Raw genomic sequence first — 14453 nt, 5'->3', positions numbered from 1 at the left:
GACCACGCCCGATCACGAAGCCGGGAGCCGCAGCACGGCACGCAGTCCGCCGAGATCGGAACGGCCGAGATCGAGGCCGCCGCCGTAGAGCTCGGCTAGCTCCAGGGTGATCGGCAGCCCGAAACCGTCTCCGGGCACGCTCTCGTCGAGGCGACGACCGCGCAGGAGGACGTGGGCTATGGCCTCGGCTTCGAGGCCCCGTCCGTCATCCTCCACGCTGACGTCGACCGTCGAGCCCGCGCGCTCGGCCGAGATGCGCACGCGGGTCCTGGCCCAGCGGCAGGCATTGTCGACGAGGTTGCCGAGCATCTCGTCGAGATCCTGTCCCTCGCAGGGCACCAGCGTGCCGGCTGCGACGGCGTTCTCGATCCGCAGAGCCTTGTCGGCATGGAGGCGCGCCAGGATGTCGGCGAGGTCCGCGGCATGGGCGGCGAGATCGCTGCGGGCGCGCGTCGGGCCGCCGAGCGCAGCGGCACGGGCGCGGCGCAGGTGGTGGCGCACGCGCCGGTCCATGCCGCTGACGAGATGCGAGAGCTGCCCGTCCGGATCGCGCGTCCCGTCGAGCGCCATGGTGAGGGTCGCCAGCGGCGTCTTGAGGCCGTGGGCGAGGTTCGCGACCTGGGCGCGCGCCCGCTCCAGCCCGGCTTCGTTGCGGTCGAGCAGCAGGTTGACCTCGTCCACCAGCGGCCGGACCTCGCTCGGCTGCTCGATCGGCACGCGGGCACGGGTACCGGCACGGACCTCCGCCAGATTGTCTCGCAGGCGATCGAGGGGCCTCAGCCCCAGCCGCACCTGCGCGGTGACGGCGGCGAGGAGGCCGAGGCCGAGGAGGCCCAGCGTGATCGCGAGGGTGCGGGCCGCCTCCCGCAGCGGGCCGTGCAGGGCCGCGCTCGGGGCGGAGGCCATGATCGTCGCCGCCGGTGCGCCGTTTGCGGCCGGCAGCGTCAGGATGCGCAGGATCAGCGCCTCGCCCTGGGGACCGGTGCCGTCGGCGGGGCTCGGGCCGTCCGCGTGCTCCGGTTCCGTCCGCGCGGGGGGCTCGAGGGTCGCCCCCTCCAGCGAGGCCGAGCGCAGCACCGTGTCGCCGGAGCGAACCTGCCAGTACCAGCCGCGCGGACCGCGATCGGAGCCCGGAATCCTGTGCTCGCCGGCGAGTTCCAGGCGGTCCGGTTCCCGCTTCAGGTCGGTGACGAGGGCGGCGATCTCGGCATCGAGCCGGCCGTCGACCTGGGCGCGGGCGAAGCGGTAGAGCACGAGACCGATAGCGAGCCCGGCGACGACGAGGGCGATCAGGATGAACAGGGCCGCCCCGAAGAACAGCCGCCGCTGCAGCGAGCCGAGCCCGAACAGGCGCTTCACGCCTCCGGCTCCGCATGCAGCCGCCAGCCGAGGCCGCGTATGGATTCGATCCGCGCCGGGGCGATCTTGCGGCGCAGCCGGGTGATGATGACTTCGACGGAGTTCGAATCGACCTCGGCGTCGCCCTCGTAGACCCGCTCGATCAGCTGCGTGCGCGGCACCACACTCTCCTTGCGCAGGATCAGCGCCGAGAGCACCCGCCATTCGAGCCCGGTGAGCTTGAGCGGCAGGCCGTCGCGCTCGAAGCTGCCGAGGCCGGAATCGTAGCTGAGCGGGCCGCACACGATCCGGCTGGCGCCGCCGCCCTGCGCCCGCCGCACCAGGGCACGCAGGCGGATCACCAGCTCTTCCACCCGGAACGGCTTGACGAGGTAGTCGTCGGCGCCGGCCTTGAAGCCCGCGACCTTGTCGCTCCAGCCGTCGCGGGCGGTGAGGATCAGCACCGGCAGGGTGCGCCCGGCCGCCCGCCAGTCGCGCAGCACCGTGACGCCGTCGCGCTTCGGAAGGCCGAGATCGAGCACCACCGCGTCGTAGCGCTCGGTCTCGCCGAGATGCCACGCATCCTCGCCGTTCGCGGCGTGGTCGACGGCAAAGTGCTCGGCGCGCAGGGCCTTGAGGATCTCGGCGGCGAGCGGGCCGTCATCCTCGGCGAGCAGCAGTTTCATGGTTTTTCCGGGTTCCGCGCGGCGGCGGTGGATAGGCAGGGGCCTTTAACCGGGACTGAACCGGCGGGTTCAGTCCGGATTTGCGGGCCTGTCCTAGAACGCCGTCATCCCGAAAGGGTCCACGGAAAAGGACACGTCGCTCATGACCAACCCGAACACGACCACGCTCATCGACGGCACCGCCCGGGAGCTGCCCGAGAGCCCGAAGCCGGTCGCGGCCCGCCGCGCCCGGCGCGGCCTCGTCGTCGGCGCGCTGGCCATCCCCCTGGCGGTCGGCGCCGTCGGCCTCTCGCTGGCGCAGCGCGGCGAGGCTTCGCTGGATTCGATCGCGCCGGTGGCGATCTCGGCGCTCGCCCCCTCCGGCGCAGTCGCCGCCAAGGGCGAGGTCGCCGAGATCTTCGGCAACAAGCTCATCATCCAGGACGGCACCGGCCGCGCCCTCGTCGAGACCGGCCGCCAGGGCGAAGACGGCACATTGGCCAGGAAGGGCGAGACGATCACCGTCCAGGGCCGCTTCGAGAACGGCTTCCTGCACGCCCGGCTGCTGACGCATGGCGACGGCAGCGTCGTGCGCCTCGGCCCGGCCGGCGGCCCGCCCCCCGGCGGCCTCGACTGGGCGCGGGACAAGGTCGGCCTCGGGCCGCAGGCCGATGTCCCGGCCCTGACGAAGTCCGTGGAGGCCGCCGGCTACACCGACATCCGCGTCGCCGGCCGCGGCCCGCGCCACCTCGAAGTCGCCGCCAAGGGCGCGGACGGCCGCGAACGCCTGCTGCATGTCGGGTTCGATGGGCAGGTGCGGGAGGTGAAGGCGTATTGAGCGTCGTTTGCCGGCTGCTCGCTACAGACGGGCGAGCAGCCGCTCGGCCAGCGGGTTCTCCGCGGCAAACGCATAGTCGATGCGGCGGACGCTGACGGCGCGGGCTCCCGCCTGGACGAGGGCGTCTGCGAGCGCGAACACCGCCTCGGCCGGGCAGCGCAGGACGATCTCGCCGTCGAGACCCTTCGGCGCGCCGTAGGGCAGCTCGGCCTCGTGCAGGGCCGCCAGGCTGGCGAGGTCGAGTCCACCGCTCTCCGGCAGAGCGGCACGGACCTCGCGGCTGGTGCGGGCACGTTCCTCGGCGGCAATACGGCCGAGCACGGCCCGCAACGCGCCGCGCTGGCTCTCGCCCCATGGGGCCTTCAGCGAAGCGACGAGATTCGCTTCCGAGCGCAGGATGATGCCGTCGTCCAGGATCTTCAGGGCGTTGGCCTGGAGCGTCGCGCCGGTGGTGGTGATGTCGACGACGATCTCGGCGGAGCCGGCGGCCGGCGCGCCCTCGGTGGCCCCGAGGCTCTCGACGATGCGGTAGTCGGCGATGCCGTGCTCGGCGAGGAAGCGCCGGGTCAGGTTTACGTATTTCGTGGCGATGCGAAGTTTTCGGCCCTGGCGCAGGCGCATCTCGCTGGCGACCTCGTCGAGGTCGCCCATGGCGCGCACGTCGATCCAGGCCTGCGGTACCGCGACCACCACCGTCGCCTGCCCGAAGCCGAGCGGCGTCAGCATCTCCACCGAGGCTTCCGCGTTCGGCAGCGTCTCGCGGATCAGGTCCTCGCCGGTCACGCCGAGATGGGCCGCGCCGCTGGCGAGCTGGCTCGCGATCTCGGAGGCCGAGAGGTAGCGCACCTCGACGCCGGGTACGCCGACGAGGGTGCCGCGATAGTCGCGGGCGCCGCTGAGCTGCGCCAGCTTGAGGCCGGCGCGGCCGAAGAAGGCGGCGGCGTTTTCCTGCAGGCGACCCTTCGAGGGGACGGCAAGCACCAGAGGGGCGTTGATCCGGTCGGTCATGTCAGTTCCCGCCGCATCGCGAGAGCCAGAAGGCGCAGCCCACCGCCGGCAGCGGCACGGGACTGCCGAGATGCTGCAGCAGGCCGTCGTAGCGCCCGCCCCCGACGAGGGCCGGGGCGCTGGGCCTGTCCGTCACCTCGAAGATGAAGCCGGTATAGTAGTCGAGGTTGCGCGCGAACCCGCCGGAGAAGGCGAAGCGCTCGACGGGCAGGCCGCGCGCGGCCATGAAGCCGGTGCGTTCCTCGAAGAGCGCGAGCGCCGCGTGAAGCCCGTCGTGCCGGAGACCCGCCTCGGCCGCGAGGGCGCGCACCTCGGCGACGGCCAGGTCCGGATTTCCCGTCACGGCGCAATAGCGCTCGACGACGGCGCGGTTCTCGGCGTTCAGGCCGGCGCCGCCATGGGCCTGGGCGGCGGCCTTGGCGAGGAAGCGCTCGGCGATCTCGCCGGCGCTGCGGCCGCCGACCCGCGAGATGCCGGCGATCGAGAGCACGTCCTCGACGAAGGCGCGCACGCCCTTGGGATCCTGCCCCTGGATCGTGGCCAACAAGCCCGCGTGAGGATCCTCGGTCTGGGCGGTGTTGGCGACCTCGTCGAGGGGACGGCTGGCGGCGATGGCGCGCAGCGTCCGGCGCTTGGCCACGGGCGGCACGGCCAGTGCATCGAGCAGCGCGTGGGTCAGTCCCATGTCGCCGAGGCGCACGGCGACCTCCTTGCGGCCGAGGCGCTCCAGCCCGTCGAGGGCCATGCCCAGCACTTCGGCGTCCGCCGCCGGCGTGTCGGTGCGGCCGATCGATTCGATGCCGGCCTGCGTGAACTCGTCGGGATCGCCGGCCGCGAGCCGAAAGACCGGGCCGAGATAGGCATAGTCGGCCGATTCGCCGGGACGCATCGCCTGATGGTGGCGGCAGACGGGAATCGTGAATTCGGGCCGCAGGCAGAGTTCGGCGCCGGCGCCGTCCGTCGTCACGAAGATGCGCCGGCGGATGTCCTCGCCCGACAACTCCAGGAACGGTTCGACCGGTTGCAGCACCGGCGGCGCGACGGGCGCGTAGCCGGCCTCCGCAAAATGGGCGAGCAGTCGCGCCTGGGCCTCGGCCTCCACCGTACTCGCTCCGCTTGGCTCCGGTCTCGTCATGGTCCTCGTCCGGGCTCGACAGGCCTTCGCCATGAACCCCGAATCATGGAGAAAGCGCTAAGGCCTTGTCGTGACGCCGCTTCTTCGCCTGGCTGCCTGCGAAGATGCTTAAGTGCACCTCGCACGATCCCCGATAACTCGAGAGTTCTCCCTCTCGTCCCGACCGCCCAGCGGGAGCCGTGTGACCCGAAGGTTCGGCTCTCCTAGCAACCGCTGCCGCACTTGGCGACAGGGCCGGCCCGGGCGCGAGGGACGCGAATTACGCAGGGCCGGCACGGCTCCGGCCCCTCGTCATCCGGAGGACATCGGCTCGGCCGACTACCGAGCTTGGCGTGAAATCCGGGATAGCCGCAACGTTAGGTGACGTTAGCTCTTGCCTAAACGTCGCGGTTGGGCTGACTTTGGACTGGGCCACGACTGATGGAGGGAGGTATGGCGACTCATTCGAAGGTGCCGGCCTGGGTCAAGAGGCGCATCAGTGATCGACCGGCAGCGCGCTGGATCGCGTGGAATGCCGGCCGGCCGCCGGAACCCGGCATCCAGGCGCGGGAGCCTCAGCCGGTGACGCAGCCGGACTACCGTGGGAACGTCGTATCCTTGTTCAGGCGGTCGGCTTAGCCCAACCTGAGCCGGTTTCAGAAAGCCCCGCCGCGGCTTTCCGGCAAAAGCCTGCGAGGATTCAGGACGCGAAGCCGACGAAGGGTCGATGAGCATCGTGGGTCGGCGCAGCCGCTGCCGACCGAGCTTCAGGCGACTTGGCCGACGACCCGCGACAGCATCCCGCGCAGATCCCGGGTTTCGGCCACGCCGAATCGGGTCTCGAACTCGGCCTGTGCCCGATCCCAGGCCGGCGCCAACTCTTCGATCAGGGCGTGGCCGGCCGGCGTTAGGGACAGCAGGCGGGTCCGCGCGTCGCGGCCCGGCGCCATGCTCACGAGCCCTTCCCGTTCGAGCGGGCGCAGAGCCCGGCTCAATGTGGTCCGGTCCATGACCATGCGGTCGGCCAGCGCCTGCATGGCGAGCGGCTCGTTGCGCCCGAGCATGCGCAGGACGGAATACTGGGTGACGCGGAGGCCCGTCGGCGCGAAATGCCGGTCGTAGAGCTGCGTCACCTGCCGTGAGGCCTGACGCATCGTCAGGCAATGGCAGGGGGAGGCGTTAAAGCTACGCTCGGGCACGGCACGCCACTCGTCCTGGTGTGTCAAGATAGACTTTCGTACAAGTGCTGTAGCACGCTTTCCGGTGATGGGACAGGTACGGACCGGGTCGGTGGCCACGCGCTCGAAGGGCGCCGCGTACGGCCACCGGTCTCATCCGATCGACAGCCGTGTGCGTGGGCCGATGCGACGGAGCAACCGTACGAGATCGGGACGGGCGAGCGCCACACAGCCTTCCGTCGGCCGATAGCCCGGACGCGCGACGTGCAGAAAGATCGCCGAGCCACGGCCCGGGCGGATCGGGCCGCGGTTGCAGTCGAGGTCGACCACGAGGTCGTAGAGACCGTCGCCGCGCCACATTTCCTCCGCGCCGACGCCGGGGAGCGGCAGGCGGACCGGCCGGTTGTAGCGCCGGTCGCGCGGGTCGTCGCACCAGCCGTCTCCGGGCTTCGTCGCACGCAGCTGCAAAGGAGTCCGTGGTCGTGCCGCAAAATGGTCGGGCCGGTAGACGCCGCCGCGCAGACGGAAAGCCCCACGCGGCGAGGCGCCGTCGCCCTCGCGCTTGACCTGGACGATGCCGGTGCGCCCGAGTGCGCAGGCGACGACCGCCGATCCCGCCAGGAGCTGCCCGCGGGTCCGGTCGCCGACGAGCGGGCGCACCCGCAGCAGGGAGATCGTGGTCCGTTTCATCGCGAGCCCCGTCGTGGCATTCGGGTGGCGTCTTATCCCGGCGGCGGCCTCGTCGGGAGGGCCGTCGCGGCGCGAGCGCGGCTCGAATGGCCTGCGGTTGGGAGCGGTTGAGCCGAAAACGCTGCAAAACCGGAGCGTTGCTTATTCCCTGACCGCAAAAACCGGATAGGTTGACCGTTGGGTCCGGCCGGTACGGTCGTCCTCGGCAGGTTTCGGAAAGCCGCTCCGCGGATTTCCGATACGAGCCTGCGACACGACCGAAGCTGGGCGGGCGAAGCGTCGGACCCCCGACGCAAGTCTGCTCAGGTGCAGCCGGCGGCCGGATGGGCAGTCTCGTCGCAGCGCACGCCCTTGCAGACGTAGCGGCCCGATCGTGGATCGATCGGGCTCAGACGCGCAACGAACCGCGCGGGAGTCCCGCCCCTGATGTCCAATACCCACCGTCTCCTCGTCTGCGACGACGACGATGCCCTGCGGGAGACGCTTACCGAAGAGATCGACCACTACGAGGAATTCGCCGCCATCGGCGAAGCGACGGCGCAGGGCGCCATCGCGCTCGTGGCCGAGGATCGCGTCGACCTCGTCGTGATGGATGTCGGCCTGCCCGACATGGACGGGCGCGAGGCGGTGCGCGTGATGCGGCGCGAGGGCTTTCGCGGGCCGATCATCATGCTGACCGCACAGGATTCCGAGGACGACACCGTCGAGGGGCTGGAGGCCGGCGCCAACGACTACGTCACCAAGCCCTTCAAGTTCGCGGTGCTGCTCGCCCGCATCCGCGCCCAGCTGCGCCAGCACGAGGCGAGCGAGGACGCGATCTTCCGGATCGGCCCCTACACCTTCCGGCCGGGCGCGAAGCTGCTCGTCGGCGAGCGCGGCTCGAAGCTGAAGCTCACGGAGAAGGAGACCGCGATCCTGCGCTATCTCTACCGCGCCGGCCGCGAGGTGGTGGGGCGCGATACGCTCCTCGCCGAGGTCTGGGGCTACAACGCCCACGTCACCACCCACACCCTCGAGACGCACATCTACCGGCTGCGCCAGAAGATCGAGCCGAACCCGGCCGCCGCGGCGATCCTGATCACCGAATCCGGCGGCTACAAGCTGCTGCCGTGACCGGGCATCGCCAGTCGCTTCAGCCGCGGTCCGGCTGAGGGCGCCGCCGGCCCGTGCTCAACGCCGGGTTAAGATCTCGGCGATAATGATGGTCGATGGTCGTCCGACGATGGGGATGCAGGTCGTGCAACCCGATCGCCGACGCCCAGACGCGGCGCGGAGCCTCGCGTTTCGCAGCCCGGCCTGCTTCGGCTAAGGGTCTTGTCGCAAGCGGAACCGGCCGAGGGATGGGCGCGCATTGGGGTTCGACGACGACATCGCGATCCTGTCCGCCGCCCCCGTTTTCGGATTCTTCGATTCCGGTGCGCTGCGCCTGCTGAGCTTTGCCGGCGAACGTCTCGCCCTGGACACTGGCGAGACCCTGTTCAAGCGCGGCGACCGGGCCGATGGCGGCTACGTCGTGCTCTCCGGTGCGATCGAACTGACCGGTCAAGGCGGCGTCCCGATCGTCGCCGGCCGCTCGGCCCTCATCGGACGCACCGCCTTGTTCGCGCCGGGCAAGCGCCCCGCCGATGCCACGGCAACGACGAAGGCCGAGGTGATGCGGATCAGCACGCAGCTGATGACCCGCGTCCTGAAGGAATTCCCGGACGCCGCCGTGGCGATCTACGACTGGCTCGCGGACGATCTCGGCGAGCTCACGCGGGGGCTGGCGCAGGTGCGGGCGAAGCTCGTCGACACGCGGGCCGGGTGACGCGCGGAGACTGAGGCCCGTCCGGTTCGCGGCCCTGCGGGCAGCCGGGACCGAAATGCAGCCGAACGCCAAAGGCCGAGCAACCCCGAATTCGCCCGGTTTCGGGGTTCAACCTCGGTTCATGCGGGGAGGAGCGCCATGGCGCCGCCCCGGCTCGTCGAGTCGAGCCAGCCGAGGGAGGCCTGTCATGAGCGCGCCGTCGCGGGTTATCGTACTGCTTGCCGTCCTGTCGTCGTTTCTTCTCGCCAGCCTCGCGCGGGCCGAGCCGGTGCCGGGCGGATCCGAGAAGCGGATCGCCCTCGTCGTCGGCAACGCCGCCTACAGGGCCGGCGAACTGGCGACACCGGCCAACGATGCCGGGCTCGTCGCACAGACGCTTCAGGGGGCGGGGTTCGACGTCGTTGGCGCCCGCGACCTCGACGAGGATTCACTGCGCCGGGCCATGCGCGACTTCACCGACAAGGCGGCGGCGTCCGGCCCGGATACCGTCGCCTTCGTCTACCTCGCCGGCTACGGCCTGCAGCTCAACGGCGAGAACTATTTCGCGCCGGTCGATGCGCAGATCGCCAGCGCCGCCGACGTGCCGGTGCGGGCGCTGCGGCTCTCCGACTACAAGCGTCAACTCGCCGCGATCCCTCTCAAGGCCCGCTTCGTGGTGTTCGATGCCGGCCGCACCGCCCCCTTCGCCAAGACGGGTGACCCGCTCGCCGGGGGCCTCGCCCTGACCGAGGCCGAGCCGGGCTCGCTGATTGCGTTCAACGCCGCGCCCGGCACCGTCGGCCCCCAGGAGAAGGGCCCCTACGGCGCCTATGCCCAAGCATTGGTCGAGATGATCCGAGAGGGTGGGCTGCCGCCGGCCGAGCTGTTCGACCGGGTGCGCCTGCGCGTCAGCGAGACCACGCAGGGCGGCGAGGTACCGTGGAGTGCCTCGCGGATCGAGGGAGGCTTCGAATTCTTCAAGCGCGCGGCCGATGCGCCGCCTGTCTCCGACCCCGCCAAGATCGCAGCGCTGAATGCGCGTCCGTTGCGCGAGATCGGCCCGCAGGACGCCTACGCCTCCTGCCTGCAGCGCGACTCCCTCCAGGGCTACCAGGAATTCGTTTCGGCCTATCCGCGCGATGCGCTCGCCAAGCGCGTGCGCGTGCTGATCGCAGCCCGTCGCGAGGCGCTGACGTGGCGGCGCACCTATCTCGCCGACGGTCCGGACGGCTACTGGTCCTATCTCAGCCGTTACCCGCGCGGTCCGCACGCCTGGGACGCGCGTCGTCGCTTGCGCGAACTCGCCGTGGCGCTGGAACCGCCGCCGCATTTCGCGATGCTGGCCTACGACGTGCCGCCGCCGCCGCCGGAGGAGATCGTCTACGTCGAGCGCCCGGCCGTCTATTTCGACGACCCCTACTACGATCTCGCGCCGCCGCCCCCGCCGCCGGTGTTCTTCCTGCCGCCGCGGCCGGCCTACATCGTCGACCTCGCACCGCCGCCGCCGGTCTACGTCGAATATGCCCTGCCGGCGCCGGCCTTCGTGCCGATGCCGGCTTATGTCGTCGCGCCAGCCTTCATCGTGCCGCCGCCGAACAACGTCTATTTCGAAAACATCCACAACACGACGGTGATCAACGAGATCAACCAGCAGAACGGCGCGTTCGTGCGCGACCGGCGCGGCCCCTCCGTGCAAGCCCTCGGCGCAGGGGCCGTCGCGGGCGCGGCCGCCGGACTGGCGATCTCCCGCGTGGCACTGCCCCCGGCGCTGCAGCAGCGGGCGGCGCTGCCGGCCAATGCGCTGTCCGGCGGCGGTGGACCTGTCGGCGACCCGCACTCGCGACAGGGAAGTTTTGGTGGTCCGGGGTTGGCGCCGAACGGCCAGCCCGGTCTCCAGCCCCCGGCGAATCGGCCGGGTCAGCCGCAGCAGGGCCTCCCGGCCGGTCCGCGGCCGGCATTTGGGCAGTCACTTCCCGGACAGAACGGACAACCGCTGCCACAACAGGCGAACCGTCCCGGCCAGCCGGGACAGCCTCCGCAAGGACCCGTGCCGGTCGTTGGCACCGGCCAGCCGCGACAGGGGCTCACCTCTCCGAACGGCCAACAGCTGCCGCAGGCGCAGGCCAACCGACCGAATGCACCGGTTCGGCCTCCCGCCCAGCCGCTCCAGCCGATGCAGGCCGTCGGCCCGGGACGGCAGGCTCCCGGCATCGGTCCGAATGCCCGGCCGGCCGTGGGACAGGCCCAGCCGGTTCCGAACGCGCTGCCGCAACAGCCCGTTCGGCCGGGACAGCCTCCGGGAGGGGGTTCGCCGAACGCCGCCCAGCAACAGCAAGCGGCCCAGCAACGTCAGCTCCTGCAGCAACAGCAGCGGGCTGCGGCGCAGCAGCAGGCGAACCAGCAGCGCCAGATGCAGATGCAACAGCAGCAGGCCGTCCAACAGCGAGCGGCTGCGCAGCAACAGCAAGTCGCGCAGCAGCGGGCCGTGGCTCAACAGCAGCAGGCCGCGCAGCAGCGCCAGATGATGCAACAGCAGCAACAGCAGCGGGCCGCCGCTCAGCAGCAGATGGCCCAGCAGCGTCAGATGCAGGCTCAGCATCAGCAGATGGCCCGGCCGCAACCCCAGCCGCAGCAGCAGCCGCACGGCGGTGGGGGCGGGCGCCCCCATTGTCCTCCGGGCATGCCCTGCCGCTAGAACGCCTTCCGACCAGGGGGATGCCGGTCGATCGAAAGAAGGCGCGTCAAAGCAAGGGCTTAGAGACGTCGGCCCGATGCGGTCGGGTCTAATGCGGCTCTAAGCGGATGCGGTCGTTATCGCACCATGGCGGCGGAGAGCGCCGCCGCCGTGTTGCCGATCGGCGCCGCGGTGGCGCGGCAATGCTTCCATCCTGCTCCCGAAATCCGCTGAAGCACCCGTCATGAGACCACCTCATGATACCGCGGCCACCGTCAGCACCGTCCCCTCCACCCCCGTCACCCGCACCCGTGTGCCGGCTGGCAGGTCCGGGCCGGAGACACGCCAGAGCGTGTCGTCGACGCGTGCGCGCCCGCTGCCTTCGACGATGGCGGTGTCGAGGACGATGTCCCGCCCGATCAGCCCATGCGCGCCCCGGTTCAACAGCGGAACATGCCCGCGGTTGAGGCGGGTGGAGAGCGTCACCGCAATCACCGACAGGACGGCGAAGAGCGGCAGCTGCGCCTGCCAGGGCAGGTCGAATGCGGTCTCGACGAGGCCGGTGACGAAGGCCGCGAGGCCGAGCCAGACCAGGAACACGCCGGGCAGCAGCAACTCGCCGCCCATCAGCACGAAGCCGGCGAGGACCCAGGCCCATGCCGGATCGATCGCGTGCAGGCTGCTCACGACGTCGCCGTGGATTTGCTCGCCGAGCCGCCGACGCGCGGCGGCAGGCCGGACGCACGGGAGCCCTGGCCCGAACCGCCATCGCCGAAGACGCTGCGGGTGATCTCGGCGATTCCGCCCAGAGTCCCGGCCAGCGCGGCCGCCTCGATCGGAACCACCACGACGCGCTGGTTCGGCGCGGTGGCGATGGCCTTGATCGCCTCGACATACTTCTCGGCGACCAGAAAGTTGGCGCCCGCGATGTCGCCCTGGGCGATGGCCTCGCTGACCATGCCGGTGGCCTTCGCCTCGGCTTCGGCCGAGCGCTCGCGCGCCTCGGCGTCGCGGAACGCGGCCTCCTTGCGCCCCTCGGCTTCGAGGATCGCCGATTGCTTCCGACCTTCCGCGCGAAGGATCTCGGCCTGGCGCTGGCCCTCGGCCTCCAGCACCGAGGCGCGCTTTTCGCGCTCGGCCTTCATCTGGCGCGCCATCGAGCCGGCGAGGTCGGCGGGGGGCAGGATGTCCTTGATCTCGACGCGGTTCATCTTGACGCCCCAGGGCGCGCCGGCGGCGTCGAGCACCTTGAGCAGGCGGTCGTTGATCTCGTCGCGGTGCGAGAGCAGCTGGTCGAGATCCATCGAGCCGACCACGGTGCGGATGTTGGTCATGGTCAGCGTCAGCAACGCGACTTCGAGGTTCGAGATCTCGTAGGAGGCGCGGGCCGCGTCGAGCACCTGATAGAAGACCACGGCGTCGATGCGCACGCCGGCGTTGTCGCGGGTGAAGGCCTCCTGGCTCGGCACCTCCACGACCTGCTCCATGATGTTCACCCGCCGGCCGACCCGCTCGACATAAGGAATGATCAGCCCGAGGCCGGATTCGAGCGAGCGGTTGTAGCGGCCGAAGCGCTCGACGGTGTGGACATGGCCCTGGGGGATCGTGCGGATGCCGATCGCCAGCGTCACGATGACGAGGAGCGCGAAGGCGATCGCCACCGCGCTCAGCCCGATCGAAATGGTCATGACGGCCCCCGCCTGATTCCGCTTGCGAGCGTTCTATACGAGGATCGGTCGACACGGCAGGCGCCAGACCGAACCGATCTGTTCATCTGGCCACCGCGTATCTCAGCGTTTCCACACCCCGAGCCGCTCCGTCCGTGCATGGTCCTCGGCCGCGACGAGGTCCGGGGAAGCCTCCGACGAGGCCCGGCCGCCGCCGTTGAAGAGCACGACCTCCGAGAGGTCGCGGCCCTCCACCGCGCAGAGGAAGGCGCTGGAGCCGGCCGCCGGGCGGCAGGTCACGGAGCGGCCGCGGATGTACTTGGCGAGCTCGTCGGCCTGGCCCCCGCGGACCCACTCGACTCCGAACAGGTGGATGACCTTGCCGGAGAGCTTCAGGGTCGCGGTGTCGATCACCTGGGGTACCCCGGCGATGTCGTTGGGATTGCGTGGCGGCTCCTCGACCGGCGCGGCTTCGGCATCCTCGGGCGCGGCGTCGGATAGAGTCGGCCTCGGCTCCGGTGCGGGAGGCGCGGGCTCGTTCCTGGCCTCCGCCTTCGGCGCTTCCTTCGGCGCCTCGGTGCGGGGCGCTCCCGTTCCGGAGGGCGAGGGGCCGGTCGCGGGTCCCGAGTTCATCAGAACGACCGCACCGAACACGAGCACGGTGGCGGCGGCGAGCCCGAAGAAGGCGATGCGGTGCAGGTCGAAGGCGTGACGGTCGATCGTCGGCAGGGCCTCGCGCGCGCGCCGGGCGAGATCGCCCAGGTGGCTGCCACCGGCTCCTGCAGCCCTTGGGAGGGGACGGCCGCTGTCGAAGGATGTCGTGGCGGGCCGCTCGGACGGCTGCGGCAGCGCGCCCCCGAAAAGGTCCGGCTGCGGATCGCCGGCGACGGGGAGCGGAGCCGGCTTTGCCGCACGGCGCTGGTTCAGCTGCGCGCGCCACCCTGCGACTCGTCGGCCGGCGGCGTTGGCGAGTGTCCGGCCGCGCTCGGCCGAAGTGGCCGCGAAGGATTTCGCCAGGGCCGATTGCGTCTCGACGAAACGCGCGCCGGCGGCTTTCACGTCGGCCAGGGCATCGTGCGGCGGCTCGGGCGGGGGCGGTGGCACGGGATCCACCACTTCGGGCTCGGGCGGCGTCGCGAACAGATCGGGATGGCGCTCGCGCAGCTCCGCGACGAGGCCGCGCAGGGTCATCGGTGCGGTGAGATCGCCCGCTTCGTCCGGATCGGCATCGCCGTCCCGGATCAGCCGAGTGTCGCCGCTGCGGTCGATGACGCGGTAGCCGGGCTCGTCCTGCGTCGGCTCCAATTCGGCCTCGGCGAGCAGCTCCAGCGTGCGGCGCGCCAGCGGCATGGCATGCTGGCGGTCGAGCTCGGCCCGGATCAGGACGCGCAGCCGCTCGTCGTCCTCCGGCGTCGGCGTGCTGAGCGTCGGGGCGTCGATGCGCGCGTCCTGCTCCCCCTCTCGCGCTTTTTCAGCGGCTTCGGCCGTCATCCGG

13 protein-coding genes are annotated in these 14453 nt (G+C 71.1%); 4 read left to right on the top strand and 9 right to left on the bottom strand.

From position 1 onward, the window contains the following. Nucleotides 1-12: 12 nt before the first annotated feature. Together MHA02_RS08745 and MHA02_RS08740 are read right to left on the bottom strand one after the other, a co-directional pair. Nucleotides 13-1359 carry a sensor histidine kinase gene (locus tag MHA02_RS08745; RefSeq protein ID WP_147078258.1) on the bottom strand — a complete coding sequence of 449 codons (1347 nt, stop codon included), beginning with the start codon at nt 1357-1359 and terminating at the stop codon, nt 13-15. Continuing rightward, nucleotides 1356-2024, bottom strand: a complete 669-nt coding sequence (locus MHA02_RS08740; protein ID WP_147078257.1) for a response regulator — start codon at nt 2022-2024, stop codon at nt 1356-1358. The genes MHA02_RS08745 and MHA02_RS08740 overlap by 4 nt, the downstream gene beginning before the upstream one ends. 142 nt (nt 2025-2166) lie before the next feature. Between MHA02_RS08740 and MHA02_RS08735 the strand changes: the two genes are divergently transcribed. Further along, entirely contained in the window at nt 2167-2841 is a 675-nt protein-coding gene (locus MHA02_RS08735; RefSeq protein WP_147078256.1) for a DNA-binding protein, read from the top strand. A 21-nt stretch (nt 2842-2862) separates the two neighbouring features. Here MHA02_RS08735 and hisG read toward each other — a convergent pair whose 3' ends face one another. The 4 genes from hisG to MHA02_RS08715 all read right to left on the bottom strand — a co-directional run bounded on the left by hisG (nt 2863) and on the right by MHA02_RS08715 (nt 6831). Further along, nucleotides 2863-3849, bottom strand: a complete 987-nt coding sequence (gene hisG / locus MHA02_RS08730; protein WP_147078255.1) for an ATP phosphoribosyltransferase — start codon at nt 3847-3849, stop codon at nt 2863-2865. Nucleotide 3850: 1 nt separating this feature from the next. After that, nucleotides 3851-4984, bottom strand: a complete 1134-nt coding sequence (locus tag MHA02_RS08725; RefSeq protein ID WP_147078254.1) for an ATP phosphoribosyltransferase regulatory subunit — start codon at nt 4982-4984, stop codon at nt 3851-3853. A gap of 746 nt (nt 4985-5730) precedes the next feature. After that, complete coding sequence (locus tag MHA02_RS08720) at nt 5731-6117, bottom strand: MarR family winged helix-turn-helix transcriptional regulator (RefSeq protein WP_147078290.1); 387 nt, start codon at nt 6115-6117, stop codon at nt 5731-5733. A gap of 177 nt (nt 6118-6294) precedes the next feature. Beyond that, complete coding sequence (locus tag MHA02_RS08715; RefSeq protein WP_147078253.1) at nt 6295-6831, bottom strand: L,D-transpeptidase family protein; 537 nt, start codon at nt 6829-6831, stop codon at nt 6295-6297. Nucleotides 6832-7257: 426 nt separating this feature from the next. On the opposite strand from MHA02_RS08715, the gene MHA02_RS08710 reads away from it, so the two are divergent. The 3 genes from MHA02_RS08710 to MHA02_RS08700 all read left to right on the top strand — a co-directional run bounded on the left by MHA02_RS08710 (nt 7258) and on the right by MHA02_RS08700 (nt 11312). After that, nucleotides 7258-7944 carry a response regulator transcription factor gene (locus MHA02_RS08710; RefSeq protein WP_147078252.1) on the top strand — a complete coding sequence of 229 codons (687 nt, stop codon included), beginning with the start codon at nt 7258-7260 and terminating at the stop codon, nt 7942-7944. 238 nt (nt 7945-8182) lie between these two features. After that, a complete protein-coding gene (locus tag MHA02_RS08705; protein ID WP_147078251.1) occupies nt 8183-8638 on the top strand; it encodes a cyclic nucleotide-binding domain-containing protein in 456 nt (151 codons plus the stop codon). A gap of 187 nt (nt 8639-8825) precedes the next feature. Further along, nucleotides 8826-11312 carry a caspase family protein gene (locus tag MHA02_RS08700; protein ID WP_147078250.1) on the top strand — a complete coding sequence of 829 codons (2487 nt, stop codon included), beginning with the start codon at nt 8826-8828 and terminating at the stop codon, nt 11310-11312. A gap of 234 nt (nt 11313-11546) precedes the next feature. Here the strand turns inward: MHA02_RS08700 and MHA02_RS08695 are convergent, their stop codons facing one another. The 3 genes from MHA02_RS08695 to MHA02_RS08685 all read right to left on the bottom strand — a co-directional run bounded on the left by MHA02_RS08695 (nt 11547) and on the right by MHA02_RS08685 (nt 14449). Next, nucleotides 11547-11978 (bottom strand): NfeD family protein, encoded by a 432-nt coding sequence (locus MHA02_RS08695; protein ID WP_238180256.1) that lies wholly within the window; start codon nt 11976-11978, stop codon nt 11547-11549. Beyond that, the gene (locus tag MHA02_RS08690) at nt 11975-12979 is read right to left on the bottom strand and encodes an SPFH domain-containing protein (RefSeq protein WP_147078249.1); all 1005 of its coding nucleotides are present in this window, start codon (nt 12977-12979) and stop codon (nt 11975-11977) included. Before MHA02_RS08690 ends, MHA02_RS08695 begins: the two co-directional genes overlap by 4 nt. Nucleotides 12980-13081: 102 nt before the next feature. Continuing rightward, entirely contained in the window at nt 13082-14449 is a 1368-nt protein-coding gene (locus tag MHA02_RS08685) for a thermonuclease family protein (protein ID WP_147078248.1), read from the bottom strand. Between the last annotated feature and the right edge of the window lie 4 nt (nt 14450-14453).

Source organism: Methylobacterium haplocladii (genome assembly GCF_007992175.1).
Classification (GTDB): domain Bacteria; phylum Pseudomonadota; class Alphaproteobacteria; order Rhizobiales; family Beijerinckiaceae; genus Methylobacterium; species Methylobacterium haplocladii.
The sequence above is the reverse complement of the archived record's forward strand: the minus strand, read 5'-3'. Positions and strand labels throughout refer to the sequence as shown.